Source organism: Agromyces sp. Y558 (assembly GCF_059445415.1).
The window spans coordinates 252,014-274,899 of the sequence record NZ_JCAIUH010000002.1 but is presented as its reverse complement, the minus strand read 5'-3'; the positions used below and the strand labels follow the sequence as shown (position 1 = coordinate 274,899).

Below are 22,886 nucleotides of genomic sequence, written 5' to 3'. Positions count from 1 at the left end.
CGTGCTCCGGCTGCTCGCGCTACCGACCTGGCTCTTCGCCGCCGAGGTGCGGGGGGTTCGAACAGTCTTGGCGGCGTCTCCGCGCGCAGCAGCGGCCTTCGTCGACGCCGAGCGCGACGCAGCGGTTCGCTTCGACGGCGCGGGACTCGTCACTTCATCGCTGTCGGCCACGTTCCCCGAAGCATCTTTCGTCGTCGCTGCGCTGGTCTTCGCCGCAGTGCTCTTCGCGGCAGTGCTCTTCGCGGCTGTCGTCTTCCCTCCGGCGCTCTTCGCCGCAGTGGTCTTCGCCGCTGTCTTCGCGGTGGTCGTCTTCGCCCCGGCGCTCTTCGCCTCGGCGCTCTTCGCTGCAGCACTGCTCTTCGCGGCAGTCGCATCGCCGCTGTCGACAGCTTCGGCCGAGGCAGTTTCAACCGGTGCGGCCGTCGTTTTCGCAGCGGTTGTACGTGTGCTGCGCGCAGGGCGCGTCGACGCGCCTGCCGATCGAGCCGGTTGGGATCCCCGCGTGTCGGACGCCCCCGTGCCGGTGCCTTCGGCAGTTTCGTCGTCGTGTTCTGAGCGCGAAACGGAAGTCACCCAGACAACCTATCAATGAGCGCCGCCAAATCGAGCCTTGCGACGAGCCGATCCGCATTGACAATGCTGGGTATCACCTGAAGACAACATCACGATCGCACTACGACCTTGTCCCCAGTTGGTGGGCCACAGGCACCCCTCGATATCCTGAAGACCGGCATAACGGCGTGTCCATATGTGAACTTCCGGATGATAATCGGGCGAAATCTCGGCGACGAGGGCGAACGCCCGTAACATCCGACCCACCAAAGGAGATGCAGTGACCACCCAGATCGTGATTCTCGCGGCCGGCATGGGGAGCCGGCTCGGGCGATCCCTCCCCAAGCCCCTCACCGAACTCGGCGACGGCCGCACCATCATGGGCCAGCAGTTCGACAACATCGAGCACGCGTTCGGCGCGAACGCCAACGTCACGATCGTCGTCGGCTACAAGCTCGAGCACATCATCGAGGCATTCCCGCAGGCGTCCTTCGTCTACAACGAAGAGTACGACCAGACGAACACCTCGAAGAGCCTCATGCGCGCCCTCGCTGCCTCGCAGTCGGGCGGCGTGCTCTGGATGAACGGCGACGTCGTCTTCGACCCGCGCATCCTCGATCGCGCGCTGCCGTTCATCGCGCGCGACCAGTCGATGGTCACGGTCAACACCTCGAAGGTGTCCGACGAAGAGGTGAAGTACACCACGAGCGCCGAGGGCTACATCAAAGAGCTCTCGAAGACCGTCAGGGGCGGTCTCGGCGAGGCCGTGGGCATCAACTACATCTCGAGCCGCGACAAGGCGACCTTCCTCGCGCACCTGCAGCACGTGGGCGATCAAGATTACTTCGAACGCGGCCTCGAGCTCGCGATCGAGAAGAACGGCCTCCTCGTCGAGCCGATGGACATCTCCGACCTGTACGCGGTCGAGATCGACTTCGCCGAAGACCTCGAGCGAGCCAACCACTTCGTGTGACCTGCACCACAGCACCGGTAACGCAGCACGGCAAGTAGCACAGCACCGCAAGTAGCACAGCACCGCAAGTAGCACAGCAGCAGAACAGAAGAGCGGATGCCTCGAGGCATCCGCTCTTCTCTGTCTCTGCGTCTCAGTCTCTGCGTCTCTGTCTCTGCGTCTCTGTCTCTGCGTCACCCGACTTCGGCTCCGGCGCACAGCCCTCAGGTGGTGAGGTTGCGCGCAACTCCGGCCCGCGCCAATGATGCTGCGATCACTCGACCGAGCCAGGTGAACACGATCGGGCTGAGCGTGAAGAGCGAGAGGTAGAGCGCCCAGAACCACGGGGCGTAGTGCTCGGGGCCGAGCGCGATGAACGTGCCCGCGGCGAGCAGCAGTCCGGATGCCCCGGCGGCGACGTAGTAGAGCCACGCCGACCAGTTCTTGTACCGGGTGATGAAGAACGGCAACTCGAGCAGGGCGCCGACGAGGAGGCCGGTGCCGAGGAACCGGAGGATCCAATGCGGCGCGAACGCCGCGCCGACGAGGCCGGCGATGAACCCGGTGAGCAGGCCGACGCCCGGACGCTTCAGCAGCGCGAGGGCAACGGCACTCGGCAGGAAGTGAGAGCCGATGGTGATGCCGTAGAGCATCGGCGCGATGCCGGCGATGAGCCCGGCGAAATACCCCGCCCCGGCGGCGAAGAGCCCACCAGCGACGCCGATCGCGGCGCAACTGAGGATTACACGGGTGCTGGTGCGGTGCACGAGGCTCCTTCCGACTGGGCTCGGCACTTGCCACCCATCTGCGTTCAAATCTACCTCGCCGATGCATTTCCGTTGGAGGGTGGCATCTACGATGAGAGGCGTGATGAGCACCGCATCTGCCGCGTACGGCGACGCGCATCCGCTGCAGCGGACGGCGTGGGCCCGGTACCGGCATTCGCTGTGGCTGCTCACGACGCGCGATCTGAAGGTGCGTTACTCGACATCGGCGCTCGGTTACGTGTGGTCGGTGCTCGATCCGCTCGTGATGGCGGGCATCTACTGGTTCGTCTTCACGCAGGTGTTCCAGCGGCCGGTGGGCACCGATCCGTACATCGTCTTCCTGCTCTCGGCACTGCTGCCGTGGATGTGGTTCAACGGGGCGGTCTCGGACTCGACGCGGGCGTTCCTCAAAGAGGCAAAGCTCATCCGATCGACGAAGATCCCACGCACCATCTGGGTGAACCGCATCGTGCTGTCGAAGGGCATCGAGTTCCTGCTGGCGCTTCCGGTGCTCGCGCTGTTCGTCATCGTGTTCTTCGTCATCGATCTCGGGCAATCGCTGCACTGGGAACTCGCACTGTTCCCGCTCGCGATCCTGCTGCAGGCGATCCTCACCGCGGGTGTCGCGCTCATCGTCGCGCCGCTCGTGGTCTTCTTCCGGGACCTCGAGCGGGCCGTCAAACTCGTGCTGCGGTTCCTGTTCTACGCCTCCCCCATCATCTACGGCGTCACCGACCTGCCCAGCGAGTTGCACTTCTGGGCGGCGTTCAACCCGCTCTCGGGCATCTTCGGGCTGTATCGCGCCGGCTTCTTCCCTGAAGAGCTCGACTGGTTCAATGTTGCAATCGCAGCTCTGATGTCGGTCGTGCTGCTCGCCGTCGGACTCTGGGTGTTCCGATCAGCCGAGCGCCAGGTGCTGAAGGAGATCTGACCAGGTGCTGAAGGAGATCTGAATTGGATGCCACGACCGCCGTCACCGCGGCACCCTACGCGATCCGAACCGATGGACTCGGCATCCGCTTCCGTCGCAACCGCCGAGGGCGCCGCTCGTTCAAGGACCTCCTCGCGGGGCGTCGCCGTCGCACCCGACCCGGAGAGTTCTGGGCGCTGCGGGATGTCTCGATCGAGGTGCGCCCCGGCGAGGCGATCGGCGTGGTCGGTCGCAACGGGCAGGGCAAGTCGACACTGCTGAAGCTCGTTGCCGGCGTCATGATCGCCGACGAGGGCACGGTCGAGGTCACGGGCGGCGTCGCCCCGCTGATCGAGATCACGGGCGGCTTCGTCGACGACCTCACGGTGCGCGACAACGTCTACCTCACGGCCGGCCTGCACGGAATGACAAACACGCAGATCGACGAGAGGTTCGATGAGATCATCGAGTTCGCCGACATCGGCGATTTTCTCGACACCCCGTACAAGCACCTCTCGAGCGGCATGAAGGTGCGCATCGCGTTCGCCGTGATCTCGCAGCTCGAAGAGCCGATCATGCTGGTCGACGAGGTATTGGCGGTCGGTGACAAGGCGTTCCGCGAGAAGTGCTATCGACGCATCGACGAGCTGCTCGCTGGTGGCCGCACATTGTTCTTCGTCTCGCACAACGAACGCGACCTGCGACGGTTCTGCACGCGGGGGCTCTATCTCGACAAGGGCGCTCTCGTGCTCGACGGTCCGATCGACGAGGTTCTCGACCTGTACAACGCGCAGTACGCCACGTCGTAGCGCATCGAACGGCGCCACGGTCATCGAGAGCGCAGCGATACGCGCGCCTGCCGGACAGCGTCGTCGAATTCCCAGAGCGCGCAGGCATGTCGAACGTCGACGATTCCGCGGGAGGTCATGAAGCGCCGACACTCCTCGGCAATTCGCAATTGTGCTCGCGCATCCTGAAGCGGGAGACGGGGTGATCGTTCGAGACGCACGAACGAGCACAGCGAGTAGAGCAGATCTTCGCCGGTCGCGACCCGGAGCAATGCGCCGAGCGGTTCGACTTCTCGTTCGATCTCGAGCATCGCGATTCCGGCTTCGAGGAGCATCCCCTCGCCGAGCCTCTCGAGGTGCGCTTCGAGCTCGGTTCGCGCCCGATGGTAGCGCAGGCACGTCGGATGCGTACGCCCGTCGGTGAGTCGTTCTTGAGCCGCGGTGATGATCATCTCCGCAGTCGGTTCGGGTCGGCGCACGGGTGTCAGGGGAAACGGCATGGCGAGCTCACTTTCGGGTTGGTGTTCGGATTCGTGCTGCACGTTTCGTGCTGCACGTTTCGTGCAGCTTGTTGCGCGCACTCACTGCGTGCTCGACGGAGTTCAGGCGGCCGGCGACTGCGATGTCGTGGGTGGGGAGGGAGGCATCGCAGGTGGAGACGATCGAGACGTGAATCGCACCGACTCGCTCACGTGATCGCGCCCGGCAGGGCTCGTCCAGCGGATTTCGCCACCGACCCCCTGTCTCACGCGCCAATGTGTCAGATGTTTCAGTCGATGATGCTTTCGGCACAGGTGCGCGAGATTCAGGTGCGTCGTCTCTCCGCCGTGCTGCCAATCGACGGTGTGATCGATGTCGCTGCTCGCTGCACTTCGACCGCAGCCCGGGAACCGGCACGTGCCGTCGCGGAGCCGCAGGAAGCCGGCGAGATCGGCCGGCACCCGGTACCTGTCACGACCGAACGAGAGGTACGCGCCGGTCTCGGGATGGGTGAGGATGCGCTGGAATGAGGGTGCGTGCGCGGCGAGCTCGCGTGCAGTTTGCGGGTCGATCGGCCCGTACCCGTCGAGCTCGGCGGGCTCTTCGCCGTAGCCGAGGAGAGTCAGCACCGGCACGGTGACGTAGATCGTCGGCCGCACGACGCCGAGATCGGTCGCGGACCCGGTCGCAGTCGCGGTCGCGGTCGCATCCGCTGAGGGAGTGGCGTTCGCCGGTGACGAGCCGAGCAGGAGCGTGGCCGCGCAATCGACCTCGCGCTGCCGTCGCGTGCGCGGGTCGTTCGCCTCAGCACGCGAGGCGCACTGCGCGACGTGTGCCAGGATGGCCGCTGCACGCTCAGCCTCGAGGAAGAGGTGCAGCCACGCCATGCCGTCGGCATCGGGCTCGAGTGCGATGCGCCGCTCTGAACGGGCCGACTCGCGGCGCTGCTCGAGATTCTGCGGATGCATCCGCTCGCGCAGTCGCCTCGCCGCCTGCCGGAACGCAGGCGGAGTCATGCACGCGGCCTTTTCGAGCGCGACGCCCTCGAACTCACTCCGCGACGCCTCAGGCAAGGTGTGCGAGGCGTCGAGCAGATCGCGCAGCTGCGTCAGACTGATCACCCCCGAGGCGAGTGCCTCGTGTGTGGCTTCGAACCCGTGCGCGAGATCGTCGGCATCGGCGAGCATGCGGGACGCGGTGCGCTCGTGCACCCGGAGCGTGGTCGCGAGTTCGGAGACCATCGCGCGGCGGATGCACTCGTCGTCGTCACGCCGCGAGCGTGACGGGTGCGACTCGATCGCCGCCATGTGCTCGTGGGCGAGGGCGATCTGTCGAAGCTGCTCGGCTTGCGCGGCCCGGAGCTCGGATTCGAGACGAGCGATGACGACGAGCGCAGCGTCGAGTGCGGCATCGAGCGAAACCTCTGGCGCGAGCGCTGCGCGCGGCCCGGCTGCCGTCTCGGATGCCGCGTGCGATGTCGTCATGAGATGAGTCAAGCACCACCCACCGACATCCTGTTCGAGTGGAAACAGCCGGTCAGCCTCGTTAAATCTGTGCAGAGATCGACGGCCACGTCACCTGTGGAGGACGAGTCGGTTGCTCGAATACACCCAGCCAGCTCACGTATCATCGCCACATGCCCGACCGAGTACACAGGATCACCTCGATGAAGACGGATGCCCCCCAAGAGGAGCATTCGGTTCCCGGTGCGCAGGGCGACGCCCAAGACGGCGCACAGGAGCCCCGTGCCCACGGCATGGAGCGCGGCATCGACCGGGTGCTCTCGATACAGCGCCCGATCGTCGTGGCCCACCTCCGCATCATCCGCAGAAGGTCGCCCAATGCCACGCCCGAGCAGATCGTGCGCATCCTCGAACGCCGTTACCTCGCGGCTGTGACCACCGGAGGCGCAGCCGTCGGCGCGACCGCGGTCATCCCGGGCATCGGAACCGGCGTGACCCTGGCGCTGTCGGGCGTCGAGACGGCCGGCTTCCTCGAGGCCACCGCGCTCTTCGCCCAGTCGGTCGCCGAGGTGCACGGCATCGTCATCGACAACCCCGATCGCGCCCGCGCGCTCGTGATGACCCTGATGCTCGGCAACGAGGGCGTCGATCTCGTGCGCCAGCTCGCCGGGCAGGCCTCTGGCACCGGCGTCGCTCGCAACGCCTATTGGGGCGAGCTCATCACCAGCAACCTGCCGAAAGCCGTCATGGGCACCGTCGTCGAACGCCTTCGCAGCGTGTTTATCAAGCAGTTCGCGGTGCGCGGCGGCGCCGGCATCATCGGCAAGGCGATCCCGTTCGGCATCGGTGCAGCCATCGGCGGCGCCGGCAATCACATGCTCGGCCGCCGTGTGCTGCGCCAGTCGCGGCTGGCGTTCGGCCAGGCGCCTGCGGTGCTCCCGTTCGAACTCGAGCCGCGTGAAGGCGACTCGATGCTGCGCGCCGCCGGGGCACGGATGTCGCGGGTCAGCGGCGCCGTCGGAGGCGCTGCCCTCTCGGCGAGCCGTGGCATCCAGTCGGCTGGGCGTGCCGCAGGGCGGGCTGCCAGGGGTGCGATCACACGGCGTTCCGGCGACGAGGACACTTCGGAGTCTCCCGACGCAGCCGGAGAGACCCACGACTCGAGCTGAGGTTTGCTATCTTCAGAAGATGCTGAATCTAGATCGCACACTCGATCGTCCAGGTGCGACACTCCGCTTCGCGGTGCTCGACGGTCACGCACAACCGGCCGTCTTCGTGCACGGCGCCGGCATCGACCACTCCATGTTCACCGCGCAAGCGCTCGCCCTGCACGAGGCCGGTCACCGGGTGGTGAGCTTCGATCAACGCGGGCACGGCGAATCGCAGCTCGCACCCGGCATCCGATTCACCGCCGATGCCGCACTCGACGACCTCGCGGCGCTCCTCGATCACCTCGATCTCGAGCGTCCGGTGCTCATCGGGCACTCGCTCGGGGGAAACGTCGCCCAAGCCCTGGTCCGGCGCGAACCGCGACGAGTCGGTGCGCTCGTCATCGTCGACTCGACCTGGAACACCGGCCCGCTCTCGCGCGGCGAACGCCTCGCACTGCGGCTCGCCGCCCCCGCACTGTCGCTCATTCCCACTGCACGGCTGCCCGGCTTGCTCGCTCGCGCCTCGGCAGTGACGCCCGACGCGATCGCCGCCGCCGAAGCAGTCTTCGCGCGCATGCCGAAGCGAGTGTTCCTCGATGTCTGGCGTGCCACCGTCGAGTTCGTCGAGCCCGACGCCGACTACCGGGTGTCCGTTCCGCTCGGCCTCGTCCGCGGCGAACTCGACCGCACCGGGAACATCGCCACGGCGATGCCGGCCTGGGCGAAGGCCGAAGGCGTCGCCGAGCGAGTGATCGCGGGCGCAGGTCACGTGGTCACCCTCGATGCGCCCGAAGCGGCCACGGCGGCGCTGTTCGACATCCTCGCGGCGGCGCCACGTGCCTGAGCACGACGAACGGGCGGAGTTCATCGAATCCGTCGGCGATGCGCTCGCCATCTGGCGGCTCTCCCGCGCGACCGGTCGGCTCTACGGATACCTGCTGCTCAGTACTGAACCGGCCACGCTCGACACCATCGGCACCGAGCTGGGCCTCAGCACCGGCAGCGTCAGCACTGCGGTTCGCGAACTGGTGTCGTGGGGACTCGCTCGAACGATCGCCCAGCCCGGGAGTCGGCGCCTCCGCGTCGAGGCGGTCGGCGGATTCGAGCAGTTGCTCGCGGCGAGCCACGAGCGCACCCGAGTGTTCATCCGCACGCTGCGCTCCGGTGAGTCGCTCACCGGCGACGCGCGGGCGGCTGAGCGCCTCCGCGCCGTCACCGGACTCTTCGAGGGCTATGTCGACGCCGGTGACGAGATGCTGCGCCGGCATCGGAGCATCGAGGCCGGCTGATCCGCGATCCTGCGGCGGGCGCCGGCACGCAACGCCGGCACCCGGCGACGGCACCCGGCGACGGCGCGCGGCGACGGCGCGCGGCGCGCCCGCGCACCCGCACCGCGCACCGCGCACCGCGACGAATCAGACCGCGATCGTGTCGCCGTCGTCTTCGTCGTCGTTCGCGCGCACGTCGCGCTCATCGATCTCACCGTCGGCCTCGTGCAGGGCGGCGAACCGCTCCCATTCGCTCATGAGGTGATCGATGGCTGCGTGGAATCGCGCCGTGGTGACGCCCGGCGTCGTGTCGCCGAAGTATCGCTCGACCCACACGCCGAGCCGCTCGAGGGCCGCGTCGTCGTGGGCGACCTCATCGACGCGCGCGACCATCGCCGCGCCATCCGTCACCTCGAGCCATTCGCACGCCTGCAGGTAGCCCGAGGCGTCGATCTGCGCCTCAGGGTTCGCCGGCCGGGTGACGAGCAACGGCTTGCCGGCGGCGAGCCGGTCGTAGACCATCGCGGAGATGTCGACGATCGCGACGTCGGCCGCCGCGAGTTGCCAGCCCAGCTTCGGCCCGTCGTCGTAGATGTGCTGTGCGGCCGGGTCGGCTGCATTCGCGGTCGCGATCGCGGCGATGATGGCACGGTTCGCCGCGCCGTACGCGGGGTCGACGACTCCCGACCGCGGATGCGGACGGTAGATCACCCGGTGACGCCCCGTGGCGATCAGACCCTGCACGAGCGACACGCCGTGCGAGGCGATCGAGCCGTAGGCCGCGGCATCGCGGTCGCCCTCCCAGGTCGGTGCGTACAACACGACCTCACGACCGTCTTGCGGGTACGGCAGCGAGGTGTCATCGAGGTAGTGGTCGGCCTGCGGGCGTCCGATGGGGATCGCACGCTTGTCGAAGTCATAGTCCCAGAGCACCTTCTCGAGCCGCGCCTTCGCAGCATCCCCAGCGATCAGGGCGTAGTCGTAGGCCTTGAACTGGTTGGTGGTCATGTACATCTTGTCGGACTCGCCGTGGTTGATGAACACGTGCCAGCGACGCCCGTAGCGCATCATCTGGAAGTTCTTGGCGTTCTGGTTCACGTAGAGGATGACGTGGAGGTCTTGCTCCTGGATGACCTGTTCGAGATCGGCCACGCGGCGCACATACGCGACCGGCAACGGCGACTCGTCGAGCAGGGCGAGTGCCGCGCCCGATGCCCGGCTCAGCACGAGCACTGGGTGGCGTTCGGCGAGTTCGGCGAGCGGGGCGTACCACTGCCGCAGCTGGTAGAGATTGACCTTGCCGTCGGCGAAGTACACCCCGATGCGGAAGCGGTGGGGCGGCAGCGGCTGCTGCTCGGCGAGTTTCACGCCGAGCGAGCGCTGCGCACGCCTGGACCACATGATGTCCTTGGCCAGCTTGACGGCTCGACGCGCGTCTTTCCTCAATCCCACTTTCCAAGGGTAGCGAGGCCGGGCTGAGCGGATGCCTCGTGGCGGGCGCGGCGGGCGCACTGAGAGCCGATCGTTACCGGGTCACACGCGAGAGGGGGAATAGGCGGGTCGCCCGACCTGCCTTCAGATCAGAAATCGGAGCACCCTCAGTGAACTCGAACGGTTCCACTCCTCGGGCGACGAAGTCACACCAATGGCGGCCGGCCGGCAAGGGTCATGCGCCACACCGTGCGCCATCGCATCGGGCGGCGCTCCCCCGGGTACTCACGCCACCCGGCACGCCAGCCGCCGAACCAGGCGCGGAGGGCAGACGGGTTGCGCGCCCACCGCAACACTTGGATCGCGGTCCACGAGCCGATGTAGAGGGGCACGAGCACTGCGGGCAGGTTGCGGCGCGCGAGCCAGACGCGGTTCCTGGCATTCAGCCGGTAGTAGTACGCATGCCGAGCCGGATCGATGACCGGATGGGCCGCCTCGAGGTCTCCGGCGTACCAGGCGACGTGCCCGGTGTCCCACACCCGCCACGCGAGCTCGATGCCCTCGTGCGCGTAGAAGAACGGGTCGGCCCAGCCGCCGGTCGCATCGAACACTGCGCGCGGCATGAGCACCGCACCCTCCCAGCACGAGAACACGTTGCTCGAGTGGGCGGGGTCGCCCTTGCGGATGCGCGGAATCCAGCGCCGCGGTGAGACCCGGCCAGTCGGGTCGACGACACGCGGCTGAAGCAGGCCGACCTCTGACCGGTCGGCGAGCACGCGGCATCCGTCGGCCAGGAAGGTCCCGCTCGGCAGGAACGCATCGTCGTCGAGGAAGAAGAGCGACTCGCCCGTCACGAGCGGCACCCCGCGGTTGCGGCCGGCCGGGATGCCGAGGTTCTCGGGCAGGTGCAGCGTCTTCACGCCAGCCGGCAGCGCCGGCGAAGCGGTCGCGGGGTCCCAGCCGTTGCCGACGCAGACGACGTCGGTCACGACCCCCTGCTGGGCGAGAATGCTCCGGATGCCGCGGGCGAGGTCATCGGGACGGGTGCCCATCGTGAGCACCACGACACCGACGCGGGGCAGTTCGCTTGCTGAGCCTGTCGAAGCGGGCGAGTTCCCTTCGACATGCTCTGGAAGCTCAGGAACGGACACGACGAGAGGCCATGATCGCGACGAAGTGCCCGATCACGGAGAGGATGGCGAGCGGCAGCAGGGCCGCGAGCACGATGCGGTCGACGAGGGGCTGGCCGGCGATGAGCCCGACCAGCGCCGCCGCGAACACGATGAGCGTGAGCTCGACCGAGTGGTACAGGCGATGGAACGGCAGGAACCGCGCCGTCTTGCGGAGCTTGGCGACGAGCCCGCCGCGCGGAGCGGTCTCGCCGTGGGTGTCGGCGAGCTTCGCGAGACCGGCGTTGGCACGAGCGACGTGCACCATGTCGTTGAGCGCCTTGTTGAGCACGATCACGAGGGCGAGGAGTGCGGCAATCGTGGTCCACAGGAAGTCGGCCGGGAACTCGAGCGGATACGCCGCTGCGCGGATGCCGAGCGCGAGCGGAATGAGCGCCTCGGTCGTGTAATGCCCCACCTTGTCGAGGAAGACACCCGCAGGCGACGAGGTACGCCGCCAACGCGCGACCTCGCCGTCGCAGCAGTCGACGAGCATCTGCAGCTGCCCCAGCACCACGGCGAGAAGCGCACCCCAGATGCCGGGGATGAGCAGGGCCGCGGCCGTGGACCAACCGACGAGGATCATGAGCCCCGTCACGCCGTTCGCCGAGATCGAGGTCTTCAGCAGCATCCACGTGAGGTATGGCGAGAGCTTGCGGAGGTAGAGCGACGCCGTCCAGTGCTCGGCGTTGCGTCGACCTCTCACCTCGGGCGGCTGGGTCACCTCGCGCAGCTCGGCGATGCTCGTGGGCCTCGTGGTGACCGGACCGGCTTGTGACATCGACGTCACCTTCCCGTGTGCCTTGCGATGTTGCTCGTCAGCGCCAGGTATCCGAGCACGAACCCCACTCCCCACGAGACGTGTATGCAGGGCAACACTACGAGAAACCACGCCGCCGTGCTCGCGCCGCGCCCTCGGGCGTACACGAGCACCGCCGCCACCACGAACAGCAGGTACACGATCGGCGCGGCGAAACCGAGGAGCAGCCACGGCGCGACGCCGAGTGCCGCCTGCACAAGGCCGCCGATGCCGGCGATGAGGCCGATCGCGACCCCCAGCACCATGACGGGCGGTACGAAGTAGCGGATGCCGTTCGCCGACGGGAAGCGACGTGCGAGTTCGCCGCGCCAGAGCCCGGTCGAGAACATCTGCCTCGCGAGCCGGCCGAGGGAGGAGCGTGGCCGGTACGTCACGCCGAGGCGCGGGGTGAACCACACGGTGCCACCGGTCTCGCGGAGGCGCCGGTTCAGCTCCCAGTCTTGCCCGCGCTTGATCGTCTCGTCGAAGAGCCCCACCCGAAGCAGCGCGGAGCGGCGGAATACGCCGAGGTAGACCGTTTCGGCGGGGCCCGCCGTGCCGCCGACGTGGAACGCGGAGCCGCCGAGACCGACTTTGGTCGTGTAGGCGAGGGCGACGGCACGTTCGAACGGCGTCTCGCCCTGCGCATCCATGATGCCGCCGACGTTGTCAGCGCCGGTGCGCTCGAGCTCTTCGACCGCGATGCGGGCGTAGTCGGTCGGCAGCATCGAGTGCGAGTCGACTCGCACGACCACGGGGTACTGCGCGGCCCTGATGCCGATGTTCAGCCCGGCCGGCGTCGAGCCGACCTCGTTGTCGAGCACGCGCACGCGCGCATCGCGTGCCGCGAGGTCGGCGACGAGCTCGTTGGTGCCGTCGATCGAAGGGCCGAGAGCGATGAGCACCTCGACTGGGCCGGAATAGTCTTGCGCGAGGATCGACTCGACGGCGGCCCGAACATGCGTTGCGTCGTTCAGCACCGGCATGACGTAGGAGACGCCGAGGAGCGACGCAGGCATCGCTTCAGGGTGTTGCTCGGGCATGTTCCTCACTCGCGCTCGGGTCGATCGAGCCTAGCAGCCGGTGCCTGCGAGAACACGGGATGGGCAGACGGCGACGGCGAGCCCGGATCCCTTCGGATCCGGACCCGCCGCCCGGGTCGTCGTTCGATCAGCCCTCGAACGTGCCGAGGGTGACGGTGACCGTCTGCGACGAACCGTCACGCGTGTAGGTGAGCTCGGCCTCGGCGCCACCAGGGAGGGCGCGCACCTGCGCGGTCAGGTCGGTCTGATCGGTGATCGGCACCCCGTTGAACTCGGTGACGACGTCACCCGCCTTCAGGCCCGCCTTCGCGGCCGCACCGTCTGCCGGCACATCGGCGATGAGCGCACCGACGGTGTCGCTCGATCCCTCGGCCTCGGCCGACGTGACCGTCGCGCCGAGCAGGCCGTGGCTGGCAGAACCGTCTTCGATGATGTCATCGGCGATGCGCTTCGCGAGGTTCGACGGCACTGCGAAACCGACGCCGATGTTGCCGGCCGTCTCGCCCGATGCCGCGCCGCCCGTGGAGAGGATCGCGACGTTCACGCCGATGAGCTTGCCCTCGGAGTCGACGAGCGCGCCACCGGAGTTGCCCGGGTTGATCGCGGCATCCGTCTGGATGACCGGAAGCGCGACCTGTCCGGCGGATGCGCTCGGCTGCTGCGGCTCGCCGCCGTCGGGGTCGGGCAGGTCGAAGAAGAAGTCGAACGGGCTGCCGGATCCGTCGTCGCCCTGCTCGCCCTGGCCGCGCTGCTCGCCCTGGTCGCCGCTGTCGCCCTGGTCGCCGCTGTCGCCCTGGTCACCCTCCGAGTCGTCGGGGGTCGTCGGCGCAGCAGAGGAGGCAACGTCGATCGAACGGTTCAGGGCGCTCACGATGCCGTTGGTCACAGTGCCCGAAAGGCCGAGCGGCGCGCCGATCGCGATCGCCGTGTCGCCGACGTTGAGCTTGTCGGAGTCGGCGAACTCGAGCGGGGTGAGGCCCGATGCGTCGACGAGCTTGATGACCGCGAGGTCGGAGAGCGGGTCGGTGCCGACGAGTTCGGCCTCGTAGAGGTGCCCGTCGTTCGTCTTGACCTGGATGGTCGGCTCGCCGGTCGCTCCGTCGAGCGTGACGACGTGCGTGTTCGTGAGCACGTAGCCGTCATCGGAGAGGATGATGCCCGAACCCGTGCCACCGGACTCGGAACCCGACACCGAGATGGTGACGACGCTCGGGCTCGCCTTGGCGGTGGCAGCCGTGATCTGGTTGACCGAGTCGGTGTCGTTCACGACGATGTTCTGCGCTGTGCCCGCACTCTCGCTCGCCGGCGTGCCGTTGTTGTTCGCGATGAGCGCGTTGATGCCGGCGCCCGATGCGCCGCCGATGAGGGCGGCCGCCACGATCGCGGCGGCGACGCCGAGACCGACGCGTCGCTGCTTCGGAGCGGCGGGAGCGCCGTCGTCGGCGCCCTGGATCGGCACGCCCGCGAGGGGCACGGTCGGCTGGGTCTCGTGCTGCTGGGTGTCGTGCTGCTGAGCAGCAGGCCCGCCGAAAGCGGGCGGAACCTGGCCGGGCTGGGCGGGCGCCTGAGCAGGCTGCGGGGCAGCGGATGCCACGGCCGCGGGCTGAGCCGGCTGCTTCGTGTATTGCGGGGCGGTGTAGGGCTGGGGCTGCTGCCCGGGCTCGTACACCGTGCCCGTCGCGGCCGGAGCGGGAGTCGCCGGGGCCGGAGTTGCCGGGGCGGATGTCGCGGAAGCCGGAGCTTCAGGCGCGGCCGAAGGGGCGGCGGGCGCTTCAGGCACAACCGGAGCGACAGGCGCAGCCGGCGGTTCGGTCTGCGCTGCGGCGACCGAGTCGGTCGGTGCAGCGGAAGTGGTGGGGATTGCAGGGGTCGCGCTTGCAGCGTCTGCGGGCGTTGCAGCGTCTGCGGGCGTCGGGGTGACGTCGGCCTCGCGGGGCTCCCCCGTGGCGCCATCTGTGGTGTCGGTCATGGTGTGCTCCTTCCAAGCGATGCCAGCATCCCGCCGCAAGCTGTGTCCCTGATCGGCGGAGTCTATGACTCTGCTATCCCCGAGCCGGGATTCGTCCGAACACGACCCGGGAGCGTCGCTGCCTGCGCCAGCGTACCGGCCCCACCCTCGCGTACGGTGAGAACGTGAGCGACTTCTCCCCCGCATCGAGCCTCGCCCCATGGCAGCGCACCGCGGCCGGCGCCGGCCTCCTCTCGTCCGAGGGCACGATCGCCGCGACGATCTTCGCCGAGATGAGTGCGTTGGCCACCCGAACCGGGGCGATCAACCTCGGGCAGGGGTTCCCCGACGAAGACGGCCCCGCCGAGGTGCTCGAGGCCGCTCGCCAGGCGATCGCAGACGGAGTCAACCAGTACCCGCCGGGCATGGGCATGCCGGTGCTGCGCAAGGCGATCGCCGCGCACCAACAGCGGCGCTACGGCATCGAGCTCGACGCGGCATCCGAAGTGCTCGTGACGGCCGGCGCGACCGAAGCGCTCGCGGCCACGCTGCTCGCCTTCGTCGACACCGGCGATGAGGTTGTGACGTTCGAGCCGTACTACGACGCGTACGCGGCCATGATCGCTCGTGCCGGCGGCGTGCATCGCACGGTGCCGCTCCGGTTCCCCGATTGGCGGCCCGATCCCGACGAGCTTCGCGCGGCGGTCACCGATCGCACGCGCATCATCCTCGTGAATTCGCCGCACAACCCGACCGGAGCCGTGCTCGACGCCAAGACTCTCGCGCTCATCGTCGAGCTCGCCGAACGGCACGATGCGCTCATAGTCACCGACGAGGTCTACGAACACCTCACGTTCGGCGTCGCACACACGCCGATCGCGACACTGCCGGGGGCGCGTGAACGCACGATCTCGATCTCCTCGGGCGGCAAGACGTTCTCGACGACCGGCTGGAAGGTCGGCTGGTTGACCGCGCCGGCGCCGCTCGTGACGGCCGTGCTCGCCGTCAAGCAGTACCTCACGTACGTCAACGGCGCGCCGTTCCAGCCGGCGATCGCGGCCGGGCTCGGCCTGCCAGACGCATTCTTCACGGATGCCGCGGCGACCCTTTCGGCCAAGCGCGACCTGCTCGCCGCCGGTCTCACCGCTGCCGGGTTCACGGTGTCGCTCCCGCCGGCCGGATATTTCATCGTCGCGGATGCCGCGCCGCTCGGTGCATCGGATGCCGCGGCGTTCTGCCGCGAGTTGCCGGAGCGTGCCGGGGTCGTGGGCGTGCCGGTCACGGCCTTCGTGCACGCCGATCGCCGGCCCGCGTACGCGAGCCTCGTGCGATTCGCGTTCTGCAAGCGGCGTGACGTGCTCGAAGAGGCGAGCACCCGGCTCGCCGCGCTCAGCGCGGGGTGACGTCGAAGCGACGCAGCGCGAGGGCGGGGTTCACCCGGCGCACGGCATCGATGCGCTCTTTCGAGACCCAGGTGACCGCGACATCCGTAGCCTCGCCGATCGTGGCGAGCTCGACGCCCATGGGGTCGACGATCATGCTGTTGCCCGCGCCGACGGGCGGAGCGTGGTCGGCGGCGGCGACGTAGATCGTGTTCTCGAGGGCGCGCGCCGTGGTGAGCACTCGCCAGTGCGCCTCTTTCAACGGTCCGCGCACCCACTCGGCGGGCATGCAGACGACATCGGCGCCGGCATCGACGATGCGCCGCGTGACCTCGGGGAATCGCGCGTCGTAGCAGGTCTGCAGGCCGAAGCGGAGGCCGCCGGCCTCGAAGATCTCGGGTGGCCCGATCGCTCCAGGGGCGACCCAGGCCGACTCCTGCTGCCCGAAGGCGTCGTAGAGGTGGAGCTTGCGGTAGCGGGCGACGATGCCGACGCCGGGTGCGAGTGCGACGACCGTGTTGGAGACGCGGCGGTCGTCGCTCTCGCGGTCGCTCTCGCTCTCGCTCTCGAGCCGCTCGATCATGCCGGCCACGAGGTGCACGCCGAGACGGTCGGCAATGGCGCTGAGATGTGCCGTGAAGTCGCCGCCGAGGGGCTCTGCCGCCACCCGCCAGTCGTCACCGGGCTCGGGCGTGAAGTAGCTCGAGTACTCGGGAAAGACGACGAGTCGGGCGCCACGCGCGACCGCGAGCTCGGTGAGGCGCGCGATCTCGGTGCGATTGCGGGCGACGTCGTCGGTCGGCGCGAACTGGGCGACCGCGACGCCGAATCCCTCGGTCGTGCTCTGCATGTGCTCAGCCTATTTGCTCGAGGCGGCACGCCCGGAGCCGCGGACATCCCACGCCTTTTCCTGATTCCTCAGCCTCGCTCGCTAGAATGATCGTCTGGCCAACTCCGATGTTGGCGTGGTCGAGCCGCCGGAGGGCGCAACGATCCGGGCTGGAAACCCCGGCATTCACGCGTTCTCATTCGAAAGGCGGGCTACGCCCATGTCCAAATCCTCCTCCCGGCGCTGGTGGGTTCTCGTGATCCTCGCGCTGACGCAACTCATCGTCGTGCTCGACGGCACCATCGTCAACATCGCGCTCCCCCAAGCCCAGATCGCACTCGGGCTCAGCGACGTCGAGCGCCAGTGGGTCGTCACCGCCTACGCCCTGGCATTCGGGGCACTCCTCCTGTTCGGCGGACGCATCGCCGACTACTGGGGGCGCAAGCGCACGTTCCTGGTCGGCATGGTCGGCTTCGGCGTGGCATCCGTCATCGGCGGAATCGCCCAGACCGGAGGCGAACTGATCCTCGCCCGCGGCCTCCAGGGCGTCTTCGCCGCCCTCATGGCGCCCGCGGCGCTGGCACTCCTGACGGTCACGTTCCCCGGGGGCCGTGAGCGCAACACGGCATTCGCCGTCTTCGGCGCGGTGGCCGGCGCGGGCGCAGGCGTCGGTCTCTTGCTCGGCGGCATCCTGACCGAGTTCGTCGACTGGCGGTGGTGCCTGCTCGTCAACGTGCCCATCGTGATCGTCGTCTTCGTGGCGGGTGCACTCCTCGTGACCGAGAGCAAGGCCGAGGGCAAGAACCGCTACGACTGGCTCGGCGTCATCACCGTCGCCCTCGGCCTCGGCTCCCTCGTCTACGGCTTCACGCTCGCCGAGGAGAGCTGGGTCTCGGTCGGAACGATCGGATTCATCGCCGCCGGCGTGGTGCTGCTCGCCCTCTTCGTCTGGATCGAATCTCGCGTGGCCCAGCCGCTGCTTCCGCTCCGCATCGTGCGCGACAAGGTGCGGGGAGGTGCGTTCCTGCTCCAGGCGATCGCGGGGAGCGCCATGATCGGCGCGACCGTCTATCTCACGTTCCACCTGCAGATCGTGCTCGGGTTCTCGCCGATGTGGGCCGGGCTCGCGAGTCTGCCGCTGGCGATCGTGATCTCGCTCGTCGCTCCGCTCGCCACCAAGTTCCTGTCGCGGTACGGTGCCCGGCCGCTCATGATCGGCGGCCCGCTGTTCGCCGCGGTCGGCCTGTTCTACCTGAGCTTCATCACCGTCGGCGGCAACTACTTCGTGCAGGTACTGCCCGCGCTCGTGCTGCTCGGCATCGGCATGGCGATGCTCTTCGTCCCGATGCAGAACCTCGCCCTCGCCGGCGTGGCCCCGCACGACGCCGGCGCTGCGAGCGCCACTGCGAACGCCGCGATGCAGATCGGCGGCTCGCTCGGTCTGTCGATCTTCACGACGGCGTACGCCGCAGCAGCCGGAGGCGTCGCGGTCACCAGCTCGGCGAGCCAGCTCGAGGCGTTCGTGAGCGGCTACTCGGCCGCCTTCGTCGCCGCGGGCGTCGCGATGCTCGTGGGCGCCGTGCTCGCGATCGTGTTGATCCGCCCGCGGACGTCCGAAGTCGAGGTCGAGGTCGAGGCCGAGGCCGACACGGCCGTGACCGTCGCCGTAGGCGACTGACAGCCGGCATGGGGATGGCCCGGACCCCTGCGGTTCCGGGCCATCCTTGTTGCGCAATTGGGAAATCCAGAAAGCCTTGTGCTTGCTGGGCACTTTCAGCGTTGGTGAATGAATTCGGCCCAGACCGGACCCAGCTGGCGCAGAAGCCACGAATGTCCGGTATTGTCACACGATCGACCGACCCGGCATGATGTTCTCAGGCCGCAGCCGGCTGTCCCGGAACCTGACGAGGAGAACCCAGACCGTGACGCAGACGCCGCCCGGACCGGGCACCTCCTTCTTTCGACGTCCGGTGTTCTGGATCAGCGCGTCCGTGGTGGCCGTCATCGTCGTCGTCGCATCCCTCGTGTTCGTGCTGACCAAGGCTGTGACGGAAGCCAATGCTGCACCGCCTGCATCGTCGGCGCCTCAGAGCACCGCGCCACAATCGACGCCGCCGGCGACCGAACCGACACCGCCGGCCGACCCGGCCACGGTGACGCTGCCCGCCGATTGCGCCGGGATCTACACACGCGACCTGACCCCGGACTTCGGCGGGCTGGTGTTGAACCCCGCCTGGGCCGTCGACGCCACCCCGAAAATGTACGGGTCGAACGACGAGGAAGCCATCGCACTGCTCAGCGACGTGTCGCAGCTCTCATGCCGTTGGGGGAACCCTATCGGCGGAAGCGACCGGAGCCTCATCACGAATGTGTCAGCGGTCACTGCCGAGCAGTCGACTGCGATGCAGGCACGGTTCGCCGAGGTCGGGCACTCCTGCTACGAAGAGTTAGACGGCGTCCGCTGCGTGACCGAATCGCCGAAAAGCAACGACGGCCAGACCGGCGAGTCCCACTTCTTCCGTGAAGGGGTGTGGATCGCAACGAAGTGGATGAACACCGGCCCTGACGGGTACACGCACGACATCATCGCAGCGATCTTCGGGTAACGACCCCAAGTAGCACCGAAGGAACGGAAGAGGCCGGGACTGAATTCCTTCAGTCCCTGTGTGATGCCGCCCGATCGGGGTAGGTCAGGGGTGGATCCTCGGGGCTGGGTGTTGCTGGTCGGTATCCTGCGGGGTGGTGAGTGTGATTTCGATTCCGACGGCGCGGCCACCGTGCTTGCGTAGTCGTCCTATGAACGTCACGATCGTGAACAGGCGGAAGCGGTTGCCGTATTTGGCTGTAAGTGCACGTTTGGCCTCGCGGAGCTGCGAGGGCGGAAGTGTCCGGGCACGGCCGGCGTGCCAGTCTCCGCTGGGCTCGCCATGGAAGGTGGATTGTGCGATCTGCACGTGGCCGTTGCGGCCGATGCGTCTGATCTTCCACGATCTGCTTGGTGTGTAGCCGTACCAGCGGCCGTTGGATTGTGCGAGCCAGATTGGTGTGCTGACCGCCGATCCGTCGGCGCGGAAGGTTCTCAGTGCGAAGAACTGATCGTCGCGTGGGTCGTGTCGAAACTGTAATGCGGGCATGGGGGCTGGTTACTGCTGTGACTGCCAGAAGTCGCAGTGGTGGTCGGCGCGGTATGGCGCTGGTCTGATGGCGTGATTGTCGAGTCGGAGCACGGGCTCATCGCCGGTGAATTGCGGCCAGGGCGGTGTAAGGGGGCCGTTGGGATTTCCGGTGTGCGCGAACGTGGTCCAGTAGTCGACCATGGTGTCGGCGAGGCGTTGTTGCGCGCGAGTGAGAAAGTTGCTGCCACCCAGGTCGAAGAGATAGGGCAAGTCGGAGGCGTGTGCTGCGCCCATGGGAAGGCCCGGGATGTTGATCCCGTTGATGTTCGGCGCCGTGCGGTCCGCGAATTCGTAGGCATAAACAGGGGTGTGTTGGGCCATGAGTCGGTTGCCCATCAGTGTGTCGGATGCCCAGGACGTGTCTGTGGTGATGGCCGCCCATGCCATCGCGGGCGACTGGTAGTCGGTCAGCGGGTAGCGGGCGGCGACCGCGCCTGCGTTCTCGTCGAAGGCGTTGCGCAGCAGCTGTGGGTAGCGCTCTTCTGTGATCGGGTCGTGCATGCTGAGGCCTCCGATGAAGGGGCGCATCTCGTCTCGGGTACCACCGGACATCACCGGAACCCTGTGGAACCGGCCGAGGCGAATCGCCTCCGCTGGATCGAGCGGCAGCAACGGCGTGTGGTAGGCGAGGTGGTTGGCGAAATCCTGCGTGTGCTCGACAAGCTCGTCGACCGGCTTCCCGCGCAGGCGCTCGAGCGCATCGGGCCCGCTGCAGCCGACCAATTCCGCCAGGCGTGCACCGGTCTCCTGTACCTCGGCCAGTTCGGCGTATGGGGCGTGGGCAGGAGAGGCAGGGAACATGATGCCCTTGGGCCAGCGCAGCATTCCGGATCCGGACTGGAGGATGGCTCTATGGAAGAGGCCGGTCGTCGCCGGACTGGTCAGCAGCGCGCTCGTGCTCATCGCGCCGGCGGATTGGCCGAACAGAGTGACGTTGTCGGCGTCGCCACCGAATGCCGCCGCGTTGCGCTGCACCCACCGCAGCGCGGCGATCTGATCGGCGAGTCCGAAGTTTCCCGACCCGGGCAGTCCTGGGTATCCGAAGTAGCCGAGAACGCCGAGGCGGTAGTTGATGGTCACGACGATGACGTCGCCTTGGCTGGCCATGCGTTGCGCGTCGTAGAGGCCGCCGCCGTCCCTGGTGTAGCCGCCGCCGTGCAGCCACACCATCACAGGAAGCGGTTCGCCGGCGGCTTGCGCGGGAGCCGTAACGTTGAGGAACAGACAATCCTCCGAAGAGATGCTCGCGAAGGCCCCCTGTTGCGGGCTGAGCTTGGCGGGCTTGGTGGCGTCGGCGACGCCGTGCCACGGTTGCACGGATTGCGGTAGCTGCCAGCGCAGCATGCCAACCGGCGGTTCTGCATAACGGATGCCGGTGAAAACCTGGGTGGGGCCCGTGTCGACACCGCGGATCAAACCAGAGTCGAGGCGCACCACACGCCCGCGACGCCGTGATTGCGTCACTTGGCTGTCCTCCGTTCGGTCGCGTTGCCGGCAGAGTCGGCCGCCCGGGTGCGCAGCTCGCTCCATAAGCCGACGCGAGTGAAGTAGAGGTGCTGAATGAGCTGCAGCAGTACGAATGTGCCAGCCCACAGTGCTCCGGCAATCCCTGGGACGACATCCACGGGTAAGGCGTAAGCCATGATTACACGCACCGCGGCGTCGGCGATCAGGCCGATGCCCCAGAACACGGTTGCCACCCGCCACGTACGGCGAAACCGAGGCTCGCTCTGCCAGATTTCGTCCCAGGCGTGCACGGCCAGTGAAGCTCCGAGCACCGAGTTCCGCAGCATCGCCCGAGCGATGGAGAAGGCGAACGGTCGCACAAACTGCAAGCTCACCAAGAACGCGATGCCGATCGCCGCGGTGAACCAGGCTTCTTTCGCGAGCAAGAACCGTGCGTTTCCAGTAACGAACGTCAGGACAACACTCCCAGCCAGGACGATCAGCACGAAGACGCCGACCGCATCCACCTTGCGCTGGCGGATCGCGCGGTACGCAATGGCCGCAGTCGTGGGTATGCCCGCGAGAATCAAGGCCAGCACCGGATCGAGCCCCGCCGCTCGCAGCAGATAGAACCCTGCAACGGGAACCACGAGGTCCATGAGCAGGGTGCCGAGCAGTCCGCCCGTGCCGGTCGGCTGGCCGCTTGCGGAGTTACTCATGCTGGCCACCATTGCTCCGAGTCGCGATGTCGAACAGGGTCACCAGCTCGTGGATATAGCCATCTAGATCCAGCTCGGGCTGGTGGGCGAACAGGAACGTGGGGCCCTCGACCGAGCGTTGCAGACTTGTAGCCATCACTCGGATATTGAACTCGCGGAACTCCCCGGTCTCCTGGCCCCAGCCCAGGATGTGCTCAATCGCAGAGGCCGCCTCCCGTTCGGCGTTCTCGTCGTACTCGAGACCACCGCTCACGAAGATGTTCATCAAGGCTCGCATCTGCGTACGGTGTGTCGCAGAGAACCGAACATTGCCCTCGATATAGGTGCGCAGTGCGGCTGTCGCGGTCGGCTGCCCCTCGAGCCGCGCGGTCATAAACCCCTGCAGCTGCGTGTACACCGTGACCACGACTTGCTCGACGAGTTCGCGCTTGGTCGCGAAGTGATACGAGATCAACCCTGTGCTGGACAGTCCCGCGCGCCCTGCGATCTTCGCGAAGGACGCGCCCGCATACCCTTCGGTCGCGATGACCTCGATCGCCGCGCTGACGATTTGCGTCCTACGTGAAGTCTCCGCCAAAGTTGTTGCTTGCATAAGCAAAAAAGTAGCTTGCTC

General features: G+C 67.6%; 24 protein-coding genes. 10 read left to right on the top strand and 14 right to left on the bottom strand.

Annotation, left to right across the window (positions count from 1 at the left end):
- Window position 1: 1 nt before the first annotated feature.
- Complete coding sequence (locus AC1C2T_RS13075) at window positions 2–592, top strand: hypothetical protein (RefSeq protein WP_495385602.1); 591 nt, start codon at window positions 2–4, stop codon at window positions 590–592.
- Between the two features lie 240 nt (window positions 593–832).
- Complete coding sequence (locus AC1C2T_RS13070; RefSeq protein WP_495385601.1) at window positions 833–1,525, top strand: phosphocholine cytidylyltransferase family protein; 693 nt, start codon at window positions 833–835, stop codon at window positions 1,523–1,525.
- Between the two features lie 203 nt (window positions 1,526–1,728).
- Here the strand turns inward: AC1C2T_RS13070 and AC1C2T_RS13065 are convergent, their stop codons facing one another.
- On the bottom strand, window positions 1,729–2,271 hold the full coding sequence (locus AC1C2T_RS13065; protein ID WP_495385600.1) for an ECF transporter S component: 543 nt from the start codon (window positions 2,269–2,271) through the stop codon (window positions 1,729–1,731).
- 103 nt (window positions 2,272–2,374) lie between these two features.
- Here AC1C2T_RS13065 and AC1C2T_RS13060 point away from each other — a divergent pair, with 103 nt between their 5' ends.
- The gene (locus tag AC1C2T_RS13060; RefSeq protein ID WP_495385599.1) at window positions 2,375–3,202 is read left to right on the top strand and encodes an ABC transporter permease; all 828 of its coding nucleotides are present in this window, start codon (window positions 2,375–2,377) and stop codon (window positions 3,200–3,202) included.
- Between the two features lie 23 nt (window positions 3,203–3,225).
- Window positions 3,226–3,990 carry an ABC transporter ATP-binding protein gene (locus AC1C2T_RS13055; protein ID WP_495385598.1) on the top strand — a complete coding sequence of 255 codons (765 nt, stop codon included), beginning with the start codon at window positions 3,226–3,228 and terminating at the stop codon, window positions 3,988–3,990.
- Window positions 3,991–4,010: 20 nt separating this feature from the next.
- Here the strand turns inward: AC1C2T_RS13055 and AC1C2T_RS13050 are convergent, their stop codons facing one another.
- On the bottom strand, window positions 4,011–4,421 hold the full coding sequence (locus AC1C2T_RS13050) for a hypothetical protein (RefSeq protein WP_495385597.1): 411 nt from the start codon (window positions 4,419–4,421) through the stop codon (window positions 4,011–4,013).
- 150 nt (window positions 4,422–4,571) lie between these two features.
- Window positions 4,572–5,933, bottom strand: coding sequence for an HNH endonuclease (locus AC1C2T_RS13045; protein WP_495385596.1), 1,362 nt, complete (start codon window positions 5,931–5,933; stop codon window positions 4,572–4,574).
- A 152-nt stretch (window positions 5,934–6,085) separates the two neighbouring features.
- On the opposite strand from AC1C2T_RS13045, the gene AC1C2T_RS13040 reads away from it, so the two are divergent.
- Genes AC1C2T_RS13040 through AC1C2T_RS13030 form a run of 3 tightly spaced genes read left to right on the top strand, consistent with a single transcriptional unit; the run spans window position 6,086 to window position 8,352 of the window.
- Window positions 6,086–7,081, top strand: a complete 996-nt coding sequence (locus tag AC1C2T_RS13040) for a hypothetical protein (protein WP_495385595.1) — start codon at window positions 6,086–6,088, stop codon at window positions 7,079–7,081.
- Window positions 7,082–7,100: 19 nt separating this feature from the next.
- Window positions 7,101–7,907 carry an alpha/beta fold hydrolase gene (locus AC1C2T_RS13035; protein ID WP_495385594.1) on the top strand — a complete coding sequence of 269 codons (807 nt, stop codon included), beginning with the start codon at window positions 7,101–7,103 and terminating at the stop codon, window positions 7,905–7,907.
- A complete protein-coding gene (locus tag AC1C2T_RS13030; RefSeq protein ID WP_495385593.1) occupies window positions 7,900–8,352 on the top strand; it encodes a GbsR/MarR family transcriptional regulator in 453 nt (150 codons plus the stop codon). The genes AC1C2T_RS13035 and AC1C2T_RS13030 overlap by 8 nt, the downstream gene beginning before the upstream one ends.
- A gap of 126 nt (window positions 8,353–8,478) precedes the next feature.
- Here the strand turns inward: AC1C2T_RS13030 and AC1C2T_RS13025 are convergent, their stop codons facing one another.
- The 5 genes from AC1C2T_RS13025 to AC1C2T_RS13005 all read right to left on the bottom strand — a co-directional run bounded on the left by AC1C2T_RS13025 (window position 8,479) and on the right by AC1C2T_RS13005 (window position 14,742).
- The gene (locus tag AC1C2T_RS13025; RefSeq protein ID WP_495385592.1) at window positions 8,479–9,783 is read right to left on the bottom strand and encodes a CDP-glycerol glycerophosphotransferase family protein; all 1,305 of its coding nucleotides are present in this window, start codon (window positions 9,781–9,783) and stop codon (window positions 8,479–8,481) included.
- A gap of 185 nt (window positions 9,784–9,968) precedes the next feature.
- Window positions 9,969–10,814, bottom strand: coding sequence for a glycosyltransferase family 2 protein (locus tag AC1C2T_RS13020; protein ID WP_495385785.1), 846 nt, complete (start codon window positions 10,812–10,814; stop codon window positions 9,969–9,971).
- 85 nt (window positions 10,815–10,899) lie between these two features.
- Complete coding sequence (locus AC1C2T_RS13015; protein WP_495360577.1) at window positions 10,900–11,712, bottom strand: CDP-alcohol phosphatidyltransferase family protein; 813 nt, start codon at window positions 11,710–11,712, stop codon at window positions 10,900–10,902.
- 5 nt (window positions 11,713–11,717) lie between these two features.
- On the bottom strand, window positions 11,718–12,749 hold the full coding sequence (locus AC1C2T_RS13010) for a glycosyltransferase family 2 protein (protein WP_495360578.1): 1,032 nt from the start codon (window positions 12,747–12,749) through the stop codon (window positions 11,718–11,720).
- 151 nt (window positions 12,750–12,900) lie between these two features.
- Window positions 12,901–14,742, bottom strand: coding sequence for a S1C family serine protease (locus AC1C2T_RS13005; protein WP_495385591.1), 1,842 nt, complete (start codon window positions 14,740–14,742; stop codon window positions 12,901–12,903).
- 164 nt (window positions 14,743–14,906) lie between these two features.
- On the opposite strand from AC1C2T_RS13005, the gene AC1C2T_RS13000 reads away from it, so the two are divergent.
- Window positions 14,907–16,124: a pyridoxal phosphate-dependent aminotransferase gene (locus AC1C2T_RS13000; RefSeq protein ID WP_495385590.1), complete on the top strand. Its 1,218-nt coding sequence runs from the start codon at window positions 14,907–14,909 to the stop codon at window positions 16,122–16,124.
- Here the strand turns inward: AC1C2T_RS13000 and AC1C2T_RS12995 are convergent.
- The gene (locus AC1C2T_RS12995) at window positions 16,111–16,953 is read right to left on the bottom strand and encodes a carbon-nitrogen hydrolase family protein (RefSeq protein ID WP_495385589.1); all 843 of its coding nucleotides are present in this window, start codon (window positions 16,951–16,953) and stop codon (window positions 16,111–16,113) included. The two genes, AC1C2T_RS13000 and AC1C2T_RS12995, sit on opposite strands and share 14 nt — an antisense overlap.
- 199 nt (window positions 16,954–17,152) lie before the next feature.
- Here AC1C2T_RS12995 and AC1C2T_RS12990 point away from each other — a divergent pair, with 199 nt between their 5' ends.
- Entirely contained in the window at window positions 17,153–18,610 is a 1,458-nt protein-coding gene (locus AC1C2T_RS12990; protein WP_495385588.1) for an MFS transporter, read from the top strand.
- A 165-nt stretch (window positions 18,611–18,775) separates the two neighbouring features.
- On the opposite strand, the gene AC1C2T_RS12985 is transcribed toward AC1C2T_RS12990, so the two are convergent.
- A complete protein-coding gene (locus tag AC1C2T_RS12985) occupies window positions 18,776–18,937 on the bottom strand; it encodes a hypothetical protein (RefSeq protein WP_495385587.1) in 162 nt (53 codons plus the stop codon).
- On the opposite strand from AC1C2T_RS12985, the gene AC1C2T_RS12980 reads away from it, so the two are divergent.
- Complete coding sequence (locus tag AC1C2T_RS12980; RefSeq protein WP_495385586.1) at window positions 18,927–19,538, top strand: hypothetical protein; 612 nt, start codon at window positions 18,927–18,929, stop codon at window positions 19,536–19,538. The genes AC1C2T_RS12985 and AC1C2T_RS12980 overlap by 11 nt on opposite strands.
- Before the next feature lie 84 nt (window positions 19,539–19,622).
- Here AC1C2T_RS12980 and AC1C2T_RS12975 read toward each other — a convergent pair whose 3' ends face one another.
- Genes AC1C2T_RS12975 through AC1C2T_RS12960 form a run of 4 tightly spaced genes read right to left on the bottom strand, consistent with a single transcriptional unit; the run spans window position 19,623 to window position 22,865 of the window.
- Window positions 19,623–20,066, bottom strand: coding sequence for a PPOX class F420-dependent oxidoreductase (locus AC1C2T_RS12975; protein ID WP_495385585.1), 444 nt, complete (start codon window positions 20,064–20,066; stop codon window positions 19,623–19,625).
- A gap of 9 nt (window positions 20,067–20,075) precedes the next feature.
- Window positions 20,076–21,572, bottom strand: coding sequence for a carboxylesterase/lipase family protein (locus AC1C2T_RS12970; RefSeq protein WP_495385584.1), 1,497 nt, complete (start codon window positions 21,570–21,572; stop codon window positions 20,076–20,078).
- Entirely contained in the window at window positions 21,569–22,273 is a 705-nt protein-coding gene (locus tag AC1C2T_RS12965) for a VC0807 family protein (RefSeq protein WP_495385583.1), read from the bottom strand. Before AC1C2T_RS12965 ends, AC1C2T_RS12970 begins: the two co-directional genes overlap by 4 nt.
- Complete coding sequence (locus AC1C2T_RS12960; protein WP_495385582.1) at window positions 22,266–22,865, bottom strand: TetR/AcrR family transcriptional regulator; 600 nt, start codon at window positions 22,863–22,865, stop codon at window positions 22,266–22,268. The genes AC1C2T_RS12965 and AC1C2T_RS12960 overlap by 8 nt, the downstream gene beginning before the upstream one ends.
- Window positions 22,866–22,886: the final 21 nt, after the last annotated feature.

Bases quoted from the DNA above. Each gene is read 5' to 3' on its own strand.
- AC1C2T_RS13060 (WP_495385599.1), top strand. From the start codon at position 2,375: ATGAGCACCGCATCTGCCGCGTACGGCGACGCGCATCCGCTGCAGCGG.
- AC1C2T_RS13050 (WP_495385597.1), bottom strand. From the start codon at position 4,421: ATGATCATCACCGCGGCTCAAGAACGACTCACCGACGGGCGTACGCAT.
- AC1C2T_RS13045 (WP_495385596.1), bottom strand. From the start codon at position 5,933: ATGACGACATCGCACGCGGCATCCGAGACGGCAGCCGGGCCGCGCGCA.
- AC1C2T_RS13040 (WP_495385595.1), top strand. From the start codon at position 6,086: ATGCCCGACCGAGTACACAGGATCACCTCGATGAAGACGGATGCCCCC.
- AC1C2T_RS13035 (WP_495385594.1), top strand. From the start codon at position 7,101: ATGCTGAATCTAGATCGCACACTCGATCGTCCAGGTGCGACACTCCGC.
- AC1C2T_RS13020 (WP_495385785.1), bottom strand. From the start codon at position 10,814: ATGGGCACCCGTCCCGATGACCTCGCCCGCGGCATCCGGAGCATTCTC.
- AC1C2T_RS13015 (WP_495360577.1), bottom strand. From the start codon at position 11,712: ATGTCACAAGCCGGTCCGGTCACCACGAGGCCCACGAGCATCGCCGAG.
- AC1C2T_RS13010 (WP_495360578.1), bottom strand. From the start codon at position 12,749: ATGCCTGCGTCGCTCCTCGGCGTCTCCTACGTCATGCCGGTGCTGAAC.
- AC1C2T_RS13005 (WP_495385591.1), bottom strand. From the start codon at position 14,742: ATGACCGACACCACAGATGGCGCCACGGGGGAGCCCCGCGAGGCCGAC.
- AC1C2T_RS12995 (WP_495385589.1), bottom strand. From the start codon at position 16,953: ATGCAGAGCACGACCGAGGGATTCGGCGTCGCGGTCGCCCAGTTCGCG.
- AC1C2T_RS12990 (WP_495385588.1), top strand. From the start codon at position 17,153: ATGTCCAAATCCTCCTCCCGGCGCTGGTGGGTTCTCGTGATCCTCGCG.
- AC1C2T_RS12985 (WP_495385587.1), bottom strand. From the start codon at position 18,937: ATGACGGCCACCACGGACGCGCTGATCCAGAACACCGGACGTCGAAAG.
- AC1C2T_RS12975 (WP_495385585.1), bottom strand. From the start codon at position 20,066: ATGCCCGCATTACAGTTTCGACACGACCCACGCGACGATCAGTTCTTC.
- AC1C2T_RS12965 (WP_495385583.1), bottom strand. From the start codon at position 22,273: ATGAGTAACTCCGCAAGCGGCCAGCCGACCGGCACGGGCGGACTGCTC.
- AC1C2T_RS12960 (WP_495385582.1), bottom strand. From the start codon at position 22,865: ATGCAAGCAACAACTTTGGCGGAGACTTCACGTAGGACGCAAATCGTC.